The sequence below is a fragment of the Thermomicrobiales bacterium genome, from assembly GCA_037045155.1.
In the GTDB taxonomy this organism is placed as follows: Bacteria; Chloroflexota; Chloroflexia; order Thermomicrobiales; family CFX8; genus JAMLIA01.
Window position 1 is genome coordinate 956,554 of sequence record JBAOIG010000005.1, and the last position, 18,604, is coordinate 975,157.

Consider the following 18,604-nt stretch of genomic DNA (forward strand, 5'->3'; position numbering starts at 1 on the left):
GTGCGTCAGGCGTTGCGGATGTCCTTGACGATCTCGCCGCCCTTCATGACGAACGCGATGTTGTTCGTGTCCTCCAGCGAGCGGATGTCGGCCAGCGGGTCGGTCCGGGTGATGACGACGTCGGCGTACTTGCCGGCCTCCAGCGTGCCGACGCGATCCTGCCAGCCGAGGCATTCGGCGGCGACCTTCGTCGTGGCGACGAGCGACTCCATCGGCGACATGCCGGCATCGCACATCAGCCCCAGCTCGCGCAGGTTCGTGCCGTGGGGGACGACCGCTGCGTCGGTTCCCATCGCGATCTTGACACCGGCCTTGTAGGCGCGGGCGATGCTGTCCTTGTGCGCGCCGACCGACTCGCGAGCCTTGCGCAGCGCGTACTCCGGCGCGGCGTTGCCCTGCTCGACCGATTCGAGGACGCCGAGCGGCGCGACGAGGGTCGGCACGAGGAAGGTGCCGTGCTCGATCATCATCTCGATCGCCTCGTCGTCCAGATAGATGCCGTGCTCGATCGAATGGATGCCGGCAATGACGGCGTTCTTGATCCCCTCCGCGCCCTGCGCGTGGGACATGACCTTGATGCCGCCGTGGAAGTGACCCTCTTCGACCATGATCTTCAGCTCTTCAATCGAGAACTGGGTGAAGTTCGGGTGGTCGGTCGGGCTGCCGACGCCGCCGGTCGAGCAGACTTTGATCACCTCCGCGCCGGCGCGCAGGATCTCGCGGACCTTCTTGCGCACCTCCTCGGGGCCGTCGCAGATGCCATCCGGATAGCCAGGGTAGGCTGGCGTCATCTTCAGGTCGTTGCCAGAGAGCATCCAGCCGTCGCCATGCCCGCCGGTGGTCGAGAGGACGCTGATGCTGATCTGCATCCGCGGGCCGGTGATGAGGCCGTTCTCGACCGCCATCTTGATGCCAGCGTCTGCGCCGCCGGCGTCACGGATCGTCGTGATCCCGACGTCCAGCGTCTTGCGCATGTAGTCGATCGTCTCGTAGAAGCGATAGGAGAATGGCGTCGTCAGCAGCTTGGCGAGGTTCATCCCCTCACCGGTGATGTGGACGTGGGTGTCGATCAGCCCCGGCAGGATCGTCCCGCCGCCAGCGTCGATCTCGACTGCGCCGCCCGGCACGGCGAAGCTGCCGTCCGGCCCGACGGCGACGATCCTGCCGTCCTCAACCAGCACCGCCCCATTGGCGACTGGCTCACCGCCATTGCCGTCGATCAACGTGCCATTCCGAATGATCTGCGCGGTCATCCCCACTCCTCTCGCAGTGTTTCTGCGCGTTCAATTGAGCATACGAACGATGAGGCTACATCAGTCGTGGTGCGTCGTCCAGACTTGGGATGTCGAGGCAGGGGCGACGGATCGGTCGTTCGGACGTACGATACCGCTCGGTCTACCAGCAGGGAGGGATGGCGAATGGGCAGTGACATGACGACGTTCGGCCGGCGGGTTGCCGAGCTTGCGGAAGAGCATCCCGACAAGCCGGCGCTGATCTTCGCCGCGACCAGCGGTGATGAGCAGATCGTGACCTGGGCGGAGTACGACCGCGCGACAAACCAGCTGGCGAGATTGCTGGCCGGGCGTGGCGTGGCCGCCGGGACGATGGTCGTCGTCGGCCTCTGGAACTCGATCGAGCACGTCCTGCTGACGACCGCTGCCTGGAAGCTGGGCGCGCTGGCGCTGCCGCTGCGCGCTGCCCTGCCGGCCCACGAGCGCGACCAGATCCTCGATCTCGCCCGGCCGTCCCTCGTCTGCGCCGACTGGGATGACACCGACTGGCCGCTGCTGCGGCCGGCCGAGGTTGCGCTGTCCGACGGCTACGACGATGCTCCGCTGCCCGATGACCCGCCGCACCCCGGCAAGGCGATCGCCTCCGGCGGCTCGACCGGCCGCTCGAAGATCATCACCGACCCAACCTGGGACCCGGTCGCCTACGCGGCGCGTGGCAGCAAGCTGGGCGCGCGGCACGGCTCGGTCGAGCTCCTCGCCGCGCCGCTCTACCACAACTCGCCTTTCCTCAGCGCATTCGGCGGGCTGGCCGACGATCATGTCCTCGTCATCATGGAGCGCTTCGACGCCGCGCGGGCGCTGGATCTGATCGAGCGTCACCGGGTCAACTACGGCTACATGCCGCCGATCATCATGCGGCGCATCGTGCTGCAGCCGGACATCCACGAGCGCGACCTCTCCAGCATCGAGGGCATCCAGTCCTCCGCCGCCCCCTGCCCGGAGTGGTTGAAGCGCGCCTGGATCGACCTGGTCGGGCCGGAGAGCGTCTACGAGGTGTATGGCTCGACCGAGGGGATCGGCGCGACGATCATCCGCGGCGACGAATGGCTGGAGCATCCGGGCAGCGTCGGCCGGCCGGTCAGTTGCGACATCCGCATCCAGGACGCCGAGGGCAACGCGCTCCCGCCAGGCGAGATCGGCGAGATCTTCATGCGCCCATCGTCCGGCGACGTGACCTATCGCTACATCGGCGCGGAGCCGAAGGCAACCGACGACGGCTTCCAGTCGGTCGGCGACCTCGGCTGGGTCGATGCCGATGGCTACCTCTTCATCGCCGACCGCCGGACCGATCTGATCGTCACCGGCGGGGCGAACGTCTACCCGGCCGAGGTCGAGGCGGTCCTCGGCACGCATCCCGGCGTCGACGACGTTGCCGTCATCGGCGTGCCGGACGAGGAGTGGGGCCGGCGTGTCCACGCCATCGTCCAGCCGCGCGATCCTGCCGAGCCGCCGTCGCCCGAGGCGCTCGATCGTCACTGCCGCGCCGACCTGACGTCGTACAAGGTCCCGAAGACGTACGAGCTCCTTGCCGCGCTGCCCCGCAACGAGGCCGGCAAGATCCGGCGCTCCGACCTCGCCGCCGAGCGCGAGTCCGGCTGGACGGACGCGATGATGCGCCCGAAGCGGGAGACGCCGGCGTCGTGAACCGGCTATGCAGAGTTGGCCGTCCCGATTCCTAATTCCCAACCCCTTAGGGGTCAGGAATTTAGGAATTTGGGAATCGCCCTGAGCGGGCTGCTACCACAAGCAGTTGGTTCCGACAGCCACCCCGTGCCTTTGTCATGTCCCACCCGTTCGATGCAGCCCGGCGCTGGGGGAGATTCTTCGGCTGCGGCCTCAGAATGACAAAGGGCGGGGGATGCTGCCGGTCTGTGTCGGCGGGATTCCTAAATTCCCAATCCCTTAGGGATTAGGAATTTGGGAATTCAGGAATCGCCCTGAGCACGCTGCTACCACAAGCAGTTGGTTCCGGTAGCCACCCTGTGCCTTTGTCATCCTGAACCGCAGTGAAGGATCTCCCACCTGTTCGATGCCAGTCCAACACAGGAGAGATTCTTCGGCTGCGGCCTCAGAATGACAAAGGGCGGGGGATGCTGCCGGTCTGTGTCGGCGGGATTCCCAAGTTCCTAACCCCTAAGGGATTGGGAATTTGGGAATCGCCCTGAGCGGGCTGTTACCACCGGCGGTTGGTTCCGACAGCCACGCCGTGCCTTTGTCATCCTGAACCGCAGTGAAGGATCTCTCCTGCGTTCGATCACCATCTGCGCTGGGGGAGATTCTTCGGCTGCGCGGGCGCCCTCCGGGCAGTGAATGACAAAAGGCGGGGGATGCTGCCGGTCTGCGACGGCGGGATTCCCAGATTCCTGAATTCCCAAATTCCTGACCCCTAAGGGATTGGGAATTAGGAATCGCCCTGAGCACGCTGCTACCACAAGCAGTTGGCGCCGACAGCCACCCCGTGCCTTTGTCATCCTGAACCGCAGTGAAGGATCTCTCCTGCGTTCGACTGCATCCAGCGGGGGAGATTCTTCGGCTGCGCGGGCGCCCTCCGGGCAGTGAATGACAAAAGGCGGGGGATGCTGCCGGTCTGTGTTGGCGGGATTCCCAGATTCCTAAATTCCTAACCCCTAAGGGGTTGGGAATTGGGAATCGGGCGCCCCACCGCGGACAGGCCAGCGGCGCTGTCCCTACGAGACATCCACCTCTCGGCGCTCGACGATCGCTCGGGCGAGCTCCTGCATGCGTGCGGCGACATCCCGACTGGCCAGTTTCGCCACACGCTCCATCGCGGCGCTGATGCCCGGCGGGCGATAGCGGACGTTGTGGGCGTCGCTGGCGATCAGGTGGGCGAGGCCGGCGTGGATGAGCGCCTCGGCGGCGCGGCGGTCGAGGTCGGACTCGCGGTAGAACAGCGAGGCGGCGTTGACTTGCACAGGCACACCGAGCGCGATGATCTCGGCGACCGCGGCCGGGCGCTTGTGGACGAACGGGTAGCGCTCGGCATGCGCGAGGATCGGCCGCGCCCCGACGGCGCGTAGCCGCTCGATCGCGCCCAGCACCAGCGGCAGTGGCCACTCGTCGTGCAGCGGCAGCTCCAGCAGCAGCCAGGGGCCGTCGTCGATCGACTGCAGCTCCCCGGCGCGCCAGGCGGCGTCAAGCCCGGCGACGATCCGCACCTCGCTCCCCGGCAGGATCGTCACGTCCAGCCCTTCCGCATCGGCGAGCTCCTGCAGGCGCTGCGTCGCGCCCCGGATGTCCCGGCCGCGGACGTGGTGGCTGTGCGGGGTGGCGACCAGCGTCCCGACGCCGTCCTCGACGGCCCGCCGAACCATCGCGACGGCGGTGTCCCACGATGTCGCCCCGTCGTCGATGTGGGGCAGGATATGGGTGTGGAGGTCGATCACCCGCCCGGCTACCAGTAGCGCATTGCGTCGGCGAACAGGCCGGCCAGGTCCTCCTCCGACGCTGGGCGTGGCGAGAGCTTCGTGACGCGGTGCTGCGGGATCGTGCCGGCCACCAGCGCCGGGATGTCGTCGCCCTCGAAGCCGACAGCGGCCAGGCCGCTGGGCATGCCGGTCTGACGCATCAGCACGATCATCGCGTCGGCGAGGATACGGCCGGCGTCCTCCGGAGCGGCGCCCTCGACATCGGCGCCAATCAGCCGTGCCGCCAGCAAGTGGCGCTCCGGGTTCGCCGAGCTGGTCCAGCGGAAGACGGCCGGCGCGTTGAGCATCACCGACATGCCGTGGGGGATGATCGGGTGGCCGACGTCGTAGCCGGCCGGCTGGTACTCGCGGACCATCCCCGAGACCGGGTAGGACATGCCATGCGGCAGGTGCACCCCGGCGTTGCCGAAGCCGATCCCGGCAAACGCCGACGCCAGCAGCATCTGGCCGCGCGCCTCGTCGTCGTCAGGATGCTCGACGGCACGGACGATGTTCGCCGCGACCATCTCAAGCGCCCTGGATGCCCAGATGTCGGAGATCGGGTTGGCGCCCTGGTAGGAGGGCCGCATCGCGATGCTCTCTGGCGCAGGCCGCTGGTTGTAGGGCAGCGCCGTCAGCGACTCGACCGCGTGCGAGAGCACGTCGAACCCCGAGCACGCCGCGACCATCGGCGGCATCGTCCGGGTGTTGTCCGGATCGATGATGCCCATGACCGGACGCAGCGCTCGGTGGGCGATGCCAGTCTTGGCATGCATCGCGACATAATCGAAGATCGCGACACCGGTCGTCTCGCTGCCGGTCCCGGCGGTGGTGGGGATGGCGATCAGCGGCTTGACCGCCCCCGGCACTGGCGTCGCCCGGCCGACCGGCGCGTTGACGTACTCCAGCAGGTCGGCCGGCCACGTCGCGTAGAGATTGGCGACCTTGGCCGTGTCGATGCTCGACCCTCCGCCGATGCCGACGTAGCCGTCGAACCTGCCCTCGGTTGCCACCGCGATGGCGTCGAGAAACGACGCGTCAGTCGGCTCGACCCGCGTCCTGTCGTACAGCTCGGCCTCGATCCCGGCCGACCGCAGCGACTCCAGCGTCGTCTGGACCGGCTGGCTGGCGCTGAGGCGCGGATCCGTCACGACCAGCACGCGCTTTGCGCCGAGCCGCCGCATCTCCTCGCCAACCTCGCGGGTCGCCCCCGGCCCGTACTTGATGCTGGACGTGTCCATCGTAAAGATCGTCTCGGTCGCTGGCATATCCCCATCCAATCAACAACCTGTCGGCCACGCTGGCTGTCGGCGGTCGCGTGCATCGTATCCGCAACGTCGGCAGGCGCGCCAGCGACGGTCGGGTAGGCCGGATCGTCAGGGCAGGTGAGCGGCGGCGATCGAGAAATCGTGGAACAAAGACTCGGTGTCTGTATACCCAGGAGCGCCTCGCTGGACGGCGAGCGCAACGTTTCCAACAAGTGGCCCGGAGTGCGTGACATGGGCCAGCATTTGCCCGTTGGCGACGAACCAGAGATCCGCGCCGACTGCCACGATCGTGAGGTCGTAATTCAGCCCGAAGGGCGCTGACGCGACGCCCGGCGGCACGAACCAGTCCACACTCTCGACGCCACCGGCCCGCTGGTAGTAGAACGCGACGAAGTCCTCGCTCCACCGAATGCAGAGCGCGTAGAAGCGCAGGTCTGGGCCGTCCTGCAGGACCCGACTCAGCAGGCAGCTCCGGTCGCCGTCGTGGGCCGTCCCGAGGAGCGATCGCACGCCGACGTGAGCGACGATGTCGTCGAACGCCCCTGCCGGAGCGGTGACGCCGACCCATGCGCCGACCTCGCCGGAGATCGCGAGCTGGTACTCCTCGTTGCTGATGGCGGCCGTGCCGGCTGGTCCACCGAGCCAGCGACTGTCACCGGCTGCGAAATTGCCGGCCGGCCACTGCGTCCAGCCGGCGAGGTTGGACCAGTAGTTCGGCATTCCTGCCCGCGGTCCCGTCCCGGGGAAGAGCTGGTAGCGCCAGGCGTAGTAGTGCAGGCCGACGTTGCCCGCCTCGACCTGCCAGCCCTCGGGGTTGTCTGGCGTGTAGGTCAGGCAGCGGCGCTCGAAGCACTGCATCAGGACATCCTTGTAGGTTCCAGCCACCTTGACGTTGGCCCAGTAGGGTTCGGTGATGGGCCGGCCGGTGGCATAGAACGGGTCCGGGAAGAGGCTGCCGTTGACGTAGCCGCTGCCGTCGAAGATGACGCCTGATGAGTTCATGAACCACCAGAACGGTCCGGCGATGTTGTGTTGGGTGACGGAGTCGTAGAAGGTGATCGTGACGCCGCGGGCGGTGAGAGTCGGATCGTCGTGGACGGCGCCATCTCGGTCGATCCGCGACGCAACCGCCGCGTCGATCGCTGGATCGACCGTGTAGCCGGGGAACGACAGAGCGGTGAACGTCGCATAGGTCGGGCCGGTCGGGTCATCCGGGTCGCCAGCGACATTGATCTCGGCCGGGCTTCCGAAGGCGAGTTGATCGTCGCCGATCTGTTGGCTGCCGGAGATCATCTCGGTGGCGAGCAAACCGTTGGTCACGTACCAGACTCCGTCGTCCGACGCGTCGGGATGGGTGATCTCCATGCGGGACTTGTCGAAATACTGGACCGTCCGCCAGCCTCGGGGCGCTTCCTTATATGGCTCGATGCCCGCGTGGGAGTTTGCCTCCGGGCCCCACATCCAGGTGCGGGTCGCGTTGCCGACGACGACCGGCTGGTCCGTGCGCGCCCAGGTGCTCTGGAAGGCGTCGTTGGCCGGCGGGGCGGCAGCGGTCGGTGGTGGCGTGATACCCGCGATAGATGCGGCGAGCATGGCGGCGATAACGATGCGAGGCAGAAGGCGGCTGACCATCTCTCGATCTCCTTCACACGAAAGGAACGCACTCTTCGGCGTTCGTGCGTGGGAGGCAGGACCGCTGGAATGCGCGTGCCAGGCGAACGGAGTCGATGCGGGGACTATAGCATGCCGGCCGTGCCGGCTGGGGTGCTCTGTGGGGGAGTGGCGTTGGGTGTCGGACAGGGTGTGCAAGCGGCCAGCAGACGCTTGTATTCTGCTGGCCGTTCGATGACACGCGGGTAGTTTGCTACCGCGCGGTCTGCTGGCTACATCGGATCCTTCAGGTTGGCCGCGTCGCCGCCGCAGGCGAGGTAAAGGGCGTTGTAGACGTACCACTGGCGGCGGATCGACTCACGGTCGTCGTAGCCGCCGGCCTGCGCCATGCGCTTGAAGCCGTTCGCCATCGAGTTGAGCCCGCGCGATTCGGGGGTGAGGTCCTTATTCGGTGTGTCCGCGCCACGCACGATGCGGGCGACGCCGGCCAGCGCCTCGTCATCCTTCGGCCCGTGGGCCCTCAGGATCGCGTCGAACGCGCACTCGTCGCCGTGATGGCCCATCTCGACGCCCGGGATGTCGAACGGGATTGCGTTCTCCTGCTCGGCGACCGCGAGCACCTGGTCAGTCGGCACGTACAACAATGTCGCGTCCGGATCGACGAACGACAGGATCAACCACGAGCTGGAGACGCGATCGACCCGCACACTCTCGCGAGTCACCCATTTCGTAGCCATTGCTCCTCCTTCGCATTATCAACGCGGGCGAGGATACCGCCTCTTGCGGCCGATGTCACCAGCCCGCCGAACCATGGGGCTTGACAGCCTGTTGACAATGACACGATAGACAAGGTTGTGTCGGTACGTTGATGAAAGCAGGACGCCGTGTCCGAGGTCGAATCTCCTATTCAGGTTGTGCAGCATCCGTTTGTCTTCCGCATGCTCCAGGTTATTCGATCGGAGCGAATCGCCCCGAACATGGTGCGAGTGACCCTGGGCGGAGATGAGATCGCAGGGTTCCGTACGGACGCGCCTGACGACGGCATACGGCTGTTCTTTCCGGCGGATCCGACCGATGCATCGTGGCGGCCGGAGGTAGACGGCTCGAAGCTGGTCTTCGCGGAAGGCACGCGCCCGCCGAACCGTGAGTTCACAGCGCGGCGATACGATGCGGAGGCCGGCGAGGTGGACTTCGACTTCGTCGTCCATGAGGGCGGATCGGCGTCGACCTGGGCGGTGAACGCCCAGCCGGGCCACTACCTCGGCTGTAGCGGCCCGCGTCGATCGCGCATGATCGCCGGCCAGGTCGATGGCTACGTGCTTGCCGGCGACGAAACGGGCCTGCCGTCGATCGCGCGGCGACTCGAGGAGCTGCCGGCCGGCATCCCGGCGCTCGCGATCATCGAGGTGGCGAACGCTGCCGTGGAGACGCCGATCGAGACTGCCGCGGATCTGCGGCTGGTCTGGCTGCACCGCGATGATCACCCCGGTGACACGAGCAATCTCATTGCGAACACGATGCGCGAGCTCGAGCTTCCGGCCGGCAACATCTTCTGCTGGGCAGCCGGCGAGGCTGTCTCGATGCGCCAGACGCGCCGCCACCTGCTGACCGAGCGCGGAGTTCCGGAGCCGCGCACGCGCTTCACCGGCTACTGGAAGCGGACTGTGACCGACTACGATCATCACCTCCCGCTCGACGAGTAGGTTGCATCCGCCGCCGAGTCTGGTACACCTTGAGTGGCGCGCCGTAGACGGCGCGCCGCCAGCCGGTCGTCCACGCAACGACCCCGTCCCACCGAGCTGATGAAGGGGGATCCCGGTGATCCCGACGGATGAGATGGCCCATTCTGAACACCTCGAACAGCAGCCGACCCAACCGCTGCAGTCAGTCAAGCCAGTGAACCCTGTTCGTGCCTGGCTGCCGACAATCCGCTTTCTGCTGCTCTGCGCGGCGCTGTTTTTCGGCATCCGCACCGTCGCCCCGACCTATGCGATCGAGGGCGAGAGCATGTCACCTACTTACCATAACGGCAATCGGGTGATCCTCAACGGTGTCTATCGGTTTCAGTCGCCGCACCGGGGCGATGTCATCGTGTTCAACCCGCCAGTGCAGAGCACCGAGCCGTACATCAAGCGCGTCATCGGCCTGCCCGGCGACCATGTCCTGATCGAGAACGGCGAGGTGACGATCAATGGCGAGCCGCTCGGCGAGTCGTACCTGCACGGCGTCTCGACGACCTGTTACCACACTGCCTTCTGCGATCTCGTTGTCCCGCCGGGGACGGTGTTTGTGCTTGGCGACAATCGGCCCAACAGCAGTGATTCGCGTGTCTTCGGCCCGGTTGATGAGAAGGCGATCATCGGCAATGTGCTGGTGAGCATCTGGCCGCCGAACGCGATCGGCGTCGGCTCCTAGCTCACGTTCGACAACACAACTGCCCCCTCCTGTTTCGATGGCTCGTTCGTCGTAACCCGTAACGCGAGACAAAAGCGCGAGGCGTGGTCTACCATGCGTTCCAGCGATACCGTTCGCGCGCTGGAGCGGAGGTGGGGAACGCGATGAGACCACTGGCCGGCGTCTATACGATCCTGACGACGCCATTCCTCAACGACGGTAGCCTGGATGAGATCAGCCTCGCGCGTTTGATCGAGGTGTCGATCGGCGCGGGGGCGGATGGACTGACCGCGCTTGGCGTGGCCGGCGAGGCGCACAAGCTGACCGATAGCGAGCGTCGCCGCGTCGTCGAGCTCGTGGTAGAGACGGCCGCCGGCCGCGTCCCGGTCGTTGTCGGCGCCAGCCGCGAGTCGACTGAGGCGACGATCGAGGCCTGCCGCGAGGCAGAGCGGGCTGGTGTAGCCGGCGTCATGATCGCCCCGCCCACGTTCGTCCAGCCAGGGCCGGCGCTCACTCGCCACTTCGCCCGCGTCAGCGCGGCGACGACGCTGCCGATCACGTTGCAGGACTATCCGCCAGTGAATGGCGTCACGATGTCGCCGGCCGACATGGCTGCGCTCGTTGATGCCGCGCCGTCGATCGTGACTGTCAAGCTGGAGGATCCGCCGACGCCGCAGCGCATCGCCCAACTGGTCGATCTGCTCGGCGACCGCGGCACGACCGTCGTCGGTGGCTCGGGCGGGCTCTATCTGCTCGACGAGCTCCGGCGCGGCGCGGCCGGCACGATGACTGGCTTCGCCTACCCCGAGGTGCTCGTCCGCATCTGGCGGGCGTGGCGCGATGGCGACCGCGTAGCCGCTGCTGAGACCTATTACCGCTACCTGCCGCTGCTCGTCTTTGAGGGCCAGCCGAAGCTCGGCGTCGCCATCCGCAAGGAAATCCTGCGTCATCGCGGGCTGATCGACACGGCGCTTGTCCGCCAGCCCGGCCCGCAGCTCGCGCCCGGCATCGCCGACGATCTTGCCGCGACGCTTGCCTGGCTGCGGATGGACGATGAGTTCCCGCCGAGCGCAAACGAAGGAGATGACCGATGAACGACCGGCCGACCTGCTACCTTTCGGCGCAGGCAGAGGACGCGCTCCGGCGGGTCAGCACCGCGACGCTGACCTCACAGATGCTGAAGCGCGGGTATCGGACGACGTTCATGGCCGGCGTCGCGCCGGTGCGGCCCGACCTGCGGATGGTCGGCTACGCCTTCACCCTGCGCTACGTCCCGATGCGGGAGGATCTCGACCTCGGGCCGACCGACAACCGCGCCAGCATTCAGCGCATCGCCGTCGAATCGGTCGGCCCCGGCGATGTGCTGGTGATCGACGCCCGCGGCGATGTCGAGGCCGGCGTGCTGGGCGATATCCTGTCGACCCGGATGCAGGTGCGCGGCGCGGTCGGGCTGGTCACCGACGGCGCGCTGCGCGACGTGCCGGCCTTCCGCGCCATGGAGTTCCCGACCTACTGCCGCGCCGCTCACGCTAGCCAGAGCGCCGTGCGCCACCATCCAGCGGACCTGAACGTGCCGATCGGCTGCGGCAGCGTGCTGGTCATGCCCGGCGACGTCGTCGTTGGCGACGCCGAGGGGGTCGTCGTCCTGCCGCGCGCCACCGCCGAGGAGATCGCGCTGGCCGCCCTGGAGCAGGAGGAGATCGAGGCGTTCGTCCTGGAGAAGATCCGGGCCGGCGCGTCGATCCACGGCATCTACCCGCCCGACGAGGCCACGCGGGCCGAGTTCGCCAAGCGTCGCGGTTAGATCACCTCCAGCCCGTTCGCGTCCGGCAGCTGTGGAAACGGCGCGTGAGGCTCGGCCTGATACCAGAAGGCGGTCGAGGCGATATCGTCTTGCAGTGGCAGGTACCGGCGCTCGCCGCCGACCGGCGTCCGCCAGCCGAGCGCCTGGATCGTGACGCGCAGGTCGGTGGCAAAGCGGATCGGGTCGGGGACGTGCCAGCGATACATGCCGAACCGCTGCTGGCTGGCGTAGAGGCCGTCCGGCCGGATCACCTGCGGCAGGCCGAGGTACGGAGTCGAGAACGTGCCGTACTCGCCCTGCGGCTGCTCGAAGTTCCACGCCCCGCCGAAGTAGTCCTCGGCGCCGGTGCCGCAGATCGTCGGCCAGTCGTCGTCGCCGTCCAGGTAGAACTTGATCTCGCCCTCGCCCCACCAGCGGTTGTTGTTGACGCCCCAGGCGAGGTACGTCCCAACGTACTGGCCCTGGCCGCGGACGCCATCGAGCAGCGTGTGGACCTCCTTGTAGGGGAGGGGGTTGTTGCGTCGCCACTGGGCATGCAGGTAGGCGCGGTCGTCCTCGACGTCGGTCAGCGCGTAGGTGATCTGGTAGTAGAAGCCGCGCACCTCGTCGGGACGCAGATTCTCGATCGTGATCCTCGCCCGCTTGCGAAAGGGCATCTCCCAGTAGGAGTTGAACCCGCCGGCCGGGTTGACGGCTACCGGCAGCGAGGCGATGTTGCAGCGCACGCCCCAGCCGTTGCAGAAGAAGTCTCCCAGTGGCGTCTCGACCGATGGGGTCTCCTCGTCGTCCCAGTAGCAGCGCAGGACGAGCTGTCGCCAGGCAGCCGGCGTGACGGTCAGCCAGATGTGCTGGATCGCGCCGGGGCCGTCGATGTCTGCGAGGATCACTGTCGCGTCCCCCGGAATGACGATGCTCGGCGAGACCTTCCAGCCCTGGCCAAGCTCGCGGGCGGCGATTGCGCCAGTTCCTTCTGTCGCCATGCCGCCCTGACCTTTCGCGCCGGTGAAGTTCTCGGCCGAGATCGAGCGTGTTTTCGCGTTGCTCAGCCGGGCGAGGTTGCCCAGGTGCATGCCGAGGCCGTTGAATTCGCCCACTGTGTCCCCCTCCGTCGTTGATAGTCCGTCGATCGGGCGAGCGTATGATCGCATAGCGCCCGTAGACGGTTTACGATAGGGGACAGCGAGACAGCCACGAGCGAGGAAGGCGGGTGCGGACGATGCCGGTTGAGACACAGACGCTGCCTGGGGTCATTACGGTGGGCGCCGACGGCGAGGAGCTGGCCCGGGGCTGGTGCATCGTTGTCTATGAGATGGCCGGCCAGCACCTGCCGCTCGCTGACTGGCGCGGCGAGATCGCGGTCGATAGCGAGTCCGCAGCCCGGCTCAGCGCCGCCGCGGATCTCCATATCCGCTTCCACCCGTATGGCGGCGTCTACGAGCCGTGGCATGGACCGGTGACGGTCGCGCCAGTGGGCGAGGAGGACGATCCCAACGGCCGGCGGCTGCGGCTCAGCAGCGCGGGGCCGCTGATCCGCTCGCGGTATTCGCCCGACGAGCTGCGCCACGGCTTTCCCGAATTGGCCAGCGCGACGGAGGAATAGCGCGAGGCGAGTATCCCGACCGGCGCTACGGTAGCGCCTACCGCGACTGCTTCCTCGCCCGCTGGGCGAGGGCCGAGGCTGCCGCCGCGCTCAGCGCAACCACCGCAACCGCGCCGATTGCGAAGTAGACCTTGGCGTTCGACGACCCCTTTCCGCTGGTGTCGCCGCCAGACGCTGTCGGGTTGGCAGAAGCAGCGCCGACACTCGTGGCGCTGGTTGGAGACGCCGCGCTCTGGGCGGTCGGCGCCGGGGCATTCGGATCGACTGTGAAGCTGAAGTCGCCGGTTGTCTTGTGGCCGTCCGCAAGCGATAGCGCCACCCAGTCAACCGTATATCTGCCGTTTGGCAGGTCGCCGGCCAACGATGCGACGAGCATGTTGCGGTCGGGGTTCTCCAGATCGACGCCCGCGCTGCCTGGCGTGATGTCCTTGCCGTCCGGGTCGAGCACCCTGATTGAGCTGCCGGTCGCGTCGAGCTCGCCGGGGAAGGTGATCGTTATTTGCGCGGGCGCCGTGGGGATAACGCTGCCATCGGCCGGGTTGGATCGGGCCGGAGCCTCGTGCGCGAGAACGGTTGCCGCCGATAACGCCAGGATGAGCGTCAATATCGCCGCCAGCCACTGAAATCGAGATATCACGTGGTTCGGTCCTCCCTGTTGCGTCTCACGTCGTCCCCCGGCGTGCCGTCGGCAATCATAGCCCGCCGGCCGGCTGCTATAGTCAGCGCGAAATTGCGACACGCCCACGGAGACGCGCCGGACAGAACCGCCCCGCAGGGCGATGTCACGCCAGACACGAGAGGCATCCGATGGTAACCATTGCGCCCCGCGCCCGCGCCGAGATCCCAGCCGACGACACCTGGGACCTGACTGCGATCTTCCCCGACAAGGCGGCATGGGAGGCCGTAATCGAGAGTGTCCGCGCCGATCTGCCACGTCTAACAGTGATGCAGGGCACGCTCGGTGATGGCGCCGGCCAGCTGCTGGCCGCGTTTGCGCTCCAGGACTCGATCGGCAACCGGCTGGGCCGCATCTTCGCCTGGGCCGGACTCCGCAAGGACGAGGACAACGCTAACGCCGAGGCCGTTGCGAACTATGATCGCGCCGTCAAGCTGAGCGTCGACGCAAGCGAGGTCGGGTCGTTCGTCGAGCCGGAGATCCTCGCCATGCCGGACGGCGTGATTGAGTCGTACCTGGATGGTGAGCCGGCACTGGCGGTGTATCGCCATGCCCTCGAGAGTCTGTTGCGCCAGCGCGCCCACGTCCTCTCTGCCGACCAGGAGCGGCTGCTAGCGGCGGCCGGCGAGATGGCAATGGCGCCCGGACAGATCTTCTCGATGCTCAACGACGCCGACCTGCGCTATGGAACGGTCACCGACGAGGATGGTAATTCGGTCGTCCTGACCAAGGGCAGCTACTCACGCTTTCTGGAGAGCCGGTCGCGAGATGTTCGCAAGCAGGCATTCACGCTGATGCATCAGGCATATCGTGACCATCGCAACACACTCGCTGCAACCTACGCCGCTAGCGTCAAGGCCGATGCCTTCTACGCGCGCGTCCATAACTATGGCTCGACAATCGAGGCAGCGCTTTCGCCGCACAACATCCCTCTCGACGTCTATGACAACCTGATCGCGACGGTCAACGGCCGACTGGGCCTGCTCCACCGCTACATTGCGCTCCGCAAGCGCGTGCTCGGGCTGGATCGGCTCGGCGTCTACGATCTGTATGTCCCAATCGTCGCTGAAGTCAAGCGCGAGTTCACCTGGGAGGCGGGCGTTGAGACGGTGCTGGGCGCGCTCGGCTCGCTGGGTGACGACTATCGTTCGGTGCTGGCGGGTGGCCTCGACTCGCGCTGGGTGGACGTCTACGAGAATGTTGGCAAGACGAGCGGCGCCTACTCGTGGGGTGTTTACGGCGTCCATCCGTTTATTCTGATGAACTGGTCCAGTCAATTGCGCGATGTCTTTACGCTGGCACACGAGGCCGGCCATGCGATGCATTCGCACTATTCCAGCAACACGCAGCCATATGTCTATAGCCACTACACGCTCTTCGTCGCCGAGGTCGCATCGACCGTCAACGAGCTGCTCCTGACCGATGCGCTCCGTCGCCAGACCGACGACCGGCTGTTCGAGGCGTATCTGGTCAACCACGTGCTGGAGGATCTCCGCGGGACGCTGATGCGTCAGACGATGTTCGCCGAGTTTGAGCGCTGGGCCCATGCCCACGTCGAGGCGGGCGACGCGTTGACTCCCGACCTGATGGATTCGCGCTACGCCGAGCTTTGCCGGACGTACTACGGGCCGGATGTCGAGGTCGACGAGCACGTCGCAGCCGAATGGTCACGGATCCCGCATTTCTACCGCGCGTTCTATGTCTATCAATATGCGACCGGCATCTCGGCGGCAGCGGCGCTATCCAGGCAGATCATTGAGGAGGGCGAGCCGGCCCGTCGGCGGTATCGCGCGTTCCTCTCCGGCGGCTCGTCTCGCTACTCGATCGACCTGTTGCGCAGCGCGGGAGTCGACATGGCGTCGCCGCAGCCGATTGATCGGGCGCTCGACCTGTTTGAATCGTTGATCGACGAGCTCGAGCGGCTGTTGGGCGGGGCGGACTCTCACTGATGAGCGATCTGCTTCTGCGCTATGCGATCTGGGAGTCGCGGTTTGGCCCGGGCCAGCTTCTGGCCGGGCCGGCCGGGCTCCTGTGCCTCGAGTTCCGGCCGGCCCGGCCGGACGCATGGGACCGCTGGGTACATCGCTGGCTGGGGCGCGATGCGCGCATCGTTGAAGCCGGGGCAGGAGCCGCGGACGCGATCGTCGAGCAGGCGATCGCCGAGCTGGACGAATATGCTGCCGGCCAGCTCGCCGAGCTGCGCGCGCCCCTCGACCTGCGGGGCACTCCATTCCAGCAGGCGGTCTGGGCGGCGGTGCGATCTGTCCCCTACGGGGAAACTCGCAGCTACGGCCAGATCGCTGCTGAGATCGGCCGGCCACGGGCAGTGCGGGCCACCGGCGCGGCAAACGGAGCGAACCCGCTGTCGATCTATATTCCGTGCCACCGGATTATCGGCGCCGACGGTAGCCTGCGCGACTACGGTGGCGGTCTCGAGATCAAGGCGGCACTGCTGGAGATGGAGAGCCGGGCGAGCCAGCCGCGCTGATCGCATGATTCAGACGACCTGATCGCGCGAGTCGTGTGTGCGCGCGCGCGCCGGCAGGAGATGGCCGGCGGCGGACGGGCCGACAGCGACAGCCGTGAATGTGACGGCCAGCACGGTTAGCGCGAGCAGATGGTGGGTCGGGGAGATGTGGGTATTGACGATCTTGTCGTCGATAACCATCCGCGCGGCGGTAATCGTCAGAATCACCGCGCCGACCAGGCTCAGCCACGGCAGGCGGTTCATCATCCGGGCGATCAGCGTGGATGAGAACAGGATAATCGGCATTGAGGCGAGCAGCCCGAAGACGAGCAGTCCGATCGACCCATTTGCCGCGCCGCTGATTGCGAGGATGTTATCCAGACTCATCAACAGATCGGCGACGACGATCGTCTGAAATGCGCCCCAGACGGTCGTCGCGGACTGAATGTCCTGCTCGTCCTGCTCCTCGCGCAGCAACCGCCAGGAGATCCAGACCAGCATCACGCCGCCGGCCGCCTGAAGCAGCGGGATGCGCAGCAGGATGCTGGCGACGATGGTGAAGACAACGCGCAGCACGATCGCCCCGGCTCCGCCAGCGAGGATCGCTTTGCGCCGTTGTGGAGGTGGCAAGCGTCGGGACGCCATCGCGATGACGACGGCGTTGTCTCCTGAGAGCAGCACGTTGATCAGGATGATGGTGAGCGTTCCGGTGATGAGCGCGATCGTCACGTTAACAGGGGCCTAACACATAATTTGGCGGCTACTCGGCAGCGAGATTGGCGAAGGCGCTGCCGGATAGCCGCGTGGCGCCGGCTCGATCAGCGATGGGCGACATTGGCGGAGAAGATCCGTCGCACCACGAAGACCGTTACCAGTGACGAGATCGCGACCAGTGGGATGTCGACCAGGACAAACTCCCAGGTCAGCGCCAGCTCGCCGCTGATAGCCGAGGCTGCGATGCCGAACACGACGCTCAGCAAGATGATAGCGGCTGTCCTCACGCGCAGTGACGCGATCCGCATCGCGATAATACCGACGAGGACGCCGGCCAGGACGGGAAAGATCTCGTTCATGGAGTCCCCTTTCTACACGCGAAACACGATGACCGACGATGTTCGTGATACCACCGTTCTCCCGATCTGTGAAGACCCAGAGCAACACGATGGCCAGCCCGCGACACCATCAGCTTCCGGGAAGCAGCACACCCTCCGGGAGGCTGTCCAGCAGATCGCTGGAGAGGCCGAAGCGCCGAGCGATCTGGCGGAGCTGGTCAAGCGTCAGCCCCGTAGCTGGCCGGCCGGCGATGAGGTCGATCACCTCGTACTCCGCCACCGTCTCGACATAATCGATCAAGTCGACACAGCCAGCCGGGCCGCGATCCGAGCGAGCGACGACGCCGTGCTGCGACCAGATCACCAGTCGATGTTGTCGCATGGCCCGTGCCGTCAGCTCGCCCTGTTCGGGCGTGCCGGGAGTGACGAACGGCAAGACGCAGATTCCATCCGAGAGCATAACCATCGTCTCCGGCTGCCAACGGAGCAGTTGGCGGTTCAGGCGCGCCTGATCCTGGTAGGCGGGGATGTGTGAGAGCCAGGTCAGCTTCGGTGGCTGGGCGTGGACGACGGCATGAACGCGAGCGTGGCCGGCCAGCGTCGCGGCATGGATGCCGAGATGGCTATCGATCTCACTCGTTGGCCGGACATCACCGGGCGCGCGGTGTAGCCACACTGCGCCTTCCTGATCGAAGGCGATGGCGCACAGCGCCTGGTCGGGGTCGCGAGCGAGGTCGGGCAGCCGCCGGCCGGTGCCGGTGATGAGTAACACGCCGGGAGGCAATGCGGCGCTGTCTCCGACATCCGCCTTGCCAGCTCGTGGCATGCGCTCGGACAGGAAGCGGTCGAGACCCGGTGTATCGTCAGGCAGGAACAATGAGATATTCCCGGCTGCGCCTTCGACGGCGCGAAGCGCGGCGAGCCGGACGGCGGCTGACGCCATCTCGGCAATCCAGGTGTCGATCCCGGTCGGTGTGGCAGTCAACGGCATCTCCCATCCGTGAAGGTCACTGCT

General features: G+C 66.6%; 18 protein-coding genes. 8 read left to right on the top strand and 10 right to left on the bottom strand.

Features of this window, described 5'->3' with window-relative positions; all coding sequences use genetic code 11:
* Positions 1-5: 5 nt before the first annotated feature.
* Positions 6-1,253, bottom strand: a complete 1,248-nt coding sequence (locus tag V9F06_14505; GenBank protein MEI2618822.1) for an amidohydrolase family protein — start codon at positions 1,251-1,253, stop codon at positions 6-8.
* A gap of 165 nt (positions 1,254-1,418) precedes the next feature.
* On the opposite strand from V9F06_14505, the gene V9F06_14510 reads away from it, so the two are divergent.
* Positions 1,419-2,936, top strand: coding sequence for an AMP-binding protein (locus V9F06_14510; GenBank protein ID MEI2618823.1), 1,518 nt, complete (start codon positions 1,419-1,421; stop codon positions 2,934-2,936).
* A gap of 1,043 nt (positions 2,937-3,979) precedes the next feature.
* On the opposite strand, the gene V9F06_14515 is transcribed toward V9F06_14510, so the two are convergent.
* The 4 genes from V9F06_14515 to V9F06_14530 all read right to left on the bottom strand — a co-directional run bounded on the left by V9F06_14515 (position 3,980) and on the right by V9F06_14530 (position 8,333).
* Positions 3,980-4,696 (bottom strand): CpsB/CapC family capsule biosynthesis tyrosine phosphatase, encoded by a 717-nt coding sequence (locus tag V9F06_14515; protein ID MEI2618824.1) that lies wholly within the window; start codon positions 4,694-4,696, stop codon positions 3,980-3,982.
* 8 nt (positions 4,697-4,704) lie between these two features.
* Positions 4,705-5,985, bottom strand: a complete 1,281-nt coding sequence (locus tag V9F06_14520; GenBank protein MEI2618825.1) for a hydroxyacid-oxoacid transhydrogenase — start codon at positions 5,983-5,985, stop codon at positions 4,705-4,707.
* A gap of 108 nt (positions 5,986-6,093) precedes the next feature.
* On the bottom strand, positions 6,094-7,617 hold the full coding sequence (locus tag V9F06_14525) for a hypothetical protein (protein MEI2618826.1): 1,524 nt from the start codon (positions 7,615-7,617) through the stop codon (positions 6,094-6,096).
* Positions 7,618-7,868: 251 nt separating this feature from the next.
* A complete protein-coding gene (locus tag V9F06_14530; protein ID MEI2618827.1) occupies positions 7,869-8,333 on the bottom strand; it encodes a chromate resistance protein ChrB domain-containing protein in 465 nt (154 codons plus the stop codon).
* 147 nt (positions 8,334-8,480) lie between these two features.
* On the opposite strand from V9F06_14530, the gene V9F06_14535 reads away from it, so the two are divergent.
* The 4 genes from V9F06_14535 (at position 8,481) to V9F06_14550 (ending at position 11,794) form a co-directional block, all read left to right on the top strand.
* Positions 8,481-9,299, top strand: coding sequence for a siderophore-interacting protein (locus tag V9F06_14535; GenBank protein MEI2618828.1), 819 nt, complete (start codon positions 8,481-8,483; stop codon positions 9,297-9,299).
* A gap of 115 nt (positions 9,300-9,414) precedes the next feature.
* The gene (lepB, locus tag V9F06_14540; GenBank protein MEI2618829.1) at positions 9,415-10,011 is read left to right on the top strand and encodes a signal peptidase I; all 597 of its coding nucleotides are present in this window, start codon (positions 9,415-9,417) and stop codon (positions 10,009-10,011) included.
* 143 nt (positions 10,012-10,154) lie between these two features.
* Complete coding sequence (locus V9F06_14545) at positions 10,155-11,084, top strand: dihydrodipicolinate synthase family protein (GenBank protein MEI2618830.1); 930 nt, start codon at positions 10,155-10,157, stop codon at positions 11,082-11,084.
* Complete coding sequence (locus V9F06_14550) at positions 11,081-11,794, top strand: ribonuclease activity regulator RraA (protein MEI2618831.1); 714 nt, start codon at positions 11,081-11,083, stop codon at positions 11,792-11,794. Before V9F06_14545 ends, V9F06_14550 begins: the two co-directional genes overlap by 4 nt.
* Here the strand turns inward: V9F06_14550 and V9F06_14555 are convergent.
* Positions 11,791-12,888, bottom strand: a complete 1,098-nt coding sequence (locus V9F06_14555) for a glycoside hydrolase family 172 protein (protein ID MEI2618832.1) — start codon at positions 12,886-12,888, stop codon at positions 11,791-11,793. The genes V9F06_14550 and V9F06_14555 overlap by 4 nt on opposite strands.
* 113 nt (positions 12,889-13,001) lie before the next feature.
* Here V9F06_14555 and V9F06_14560 point away from each other — a divergent pair, with 113 nt between their 5' ends.
* Complete coding sequence (locus tag V9F06_14560; protein ID MEI2618833.1) at positions 13,002-13,394, top strand: hypothetical protein; 393 nt, start codon at positions 13,002-13,004, stop codon at positions 13,392-13,394.
* A 37-nt stretch (positions 13,395-13,431) separates the two neighbouring features.
* Here V9F06_14560 and V9F06_14565 read toward each other — a convergent pair whose 3' ends face one another.
* Positions 13,432-14,031 (bottom strand): copper resistance protein CopC, encoded by a 600-nt coding sequence (locus V9F06_14565; protein ID MEI2618834.1) that lies wholly within the window; start codon positions 14,029-14,031, stop codon positions 13,432-13,434.
* Positions 14,032-14,201: 170 nt separating this feature from the next.
* Here V9F06_14565 and pepF point away from each other — a divergent pair, with 170 nt between their 5' ends.
* Positions 14,202-16,019: an oligoendopeptidase F gene (gene pepF / locus V9F06_14570; GenBank protein MEI2618835.1), complete on the top strand. Its 1,818-nt coding sequence runs from the start codon at positions 14,202-14,204 to the stop codon at positions 16,017-16,019.
* Positions 16,019-16,558: a methylated-DNA--[protein]-cysteine S-methyltransferase gene (locus V9F06_14575; protein MEI2618836.1), complete on the top strand. Its 540-nt coding sequence runs from the start codon at positions 16,019-16,021 to the stop codon at positions 16,556-16,558. Before pepF ends, V9F06_14575 begins: the two co-directional genes overlap by 1 nt.
* A 9-nt stretch (positions 16,559-16,567) precedes the next feature.
* On the opposite strand, the gene V9F06_14580 is transcribed toward V9F06_14575, so the two are convergent.
* From V9F06_14580 to V9F06_14590, 3 genes are all read right to left on the bottom strand, one after another.
* On the bottom strand, positions 16,568-17,266 hold the full coding sequence (locus V9F06_14580) for a TerC family protein (protein ID MEI2618837.1): 699 nt from the start codon (positions 17,264-17,266) through the stop codon (positions 16,568-16,570).
* Between the two features lie 89 nt (positions 17,267-17,355).
* A complete protein-coding gene (locus tag V9F06_14585) occupies positions 17,356-17,610 on the bottom strand; it encodes a hypothetical protein (protein MEI2618838.1) in 255 nt (84 codons plus the stop codon).
* Between the two features lie 109 nt (positions 17,611-17,719).
* Positions 17,720-18,574, bottom strand: coding sequence for a class II aldolase/adducin family protein (locus V9F06_14590; GenBank protein ID MEI2618839.1), 855 nt, complete (start codon positions 18,572-18,574; stop codon positions 17,720-17,722).
* Positions 18,575-18,604 lie beyond the last annotated feature (30 nt).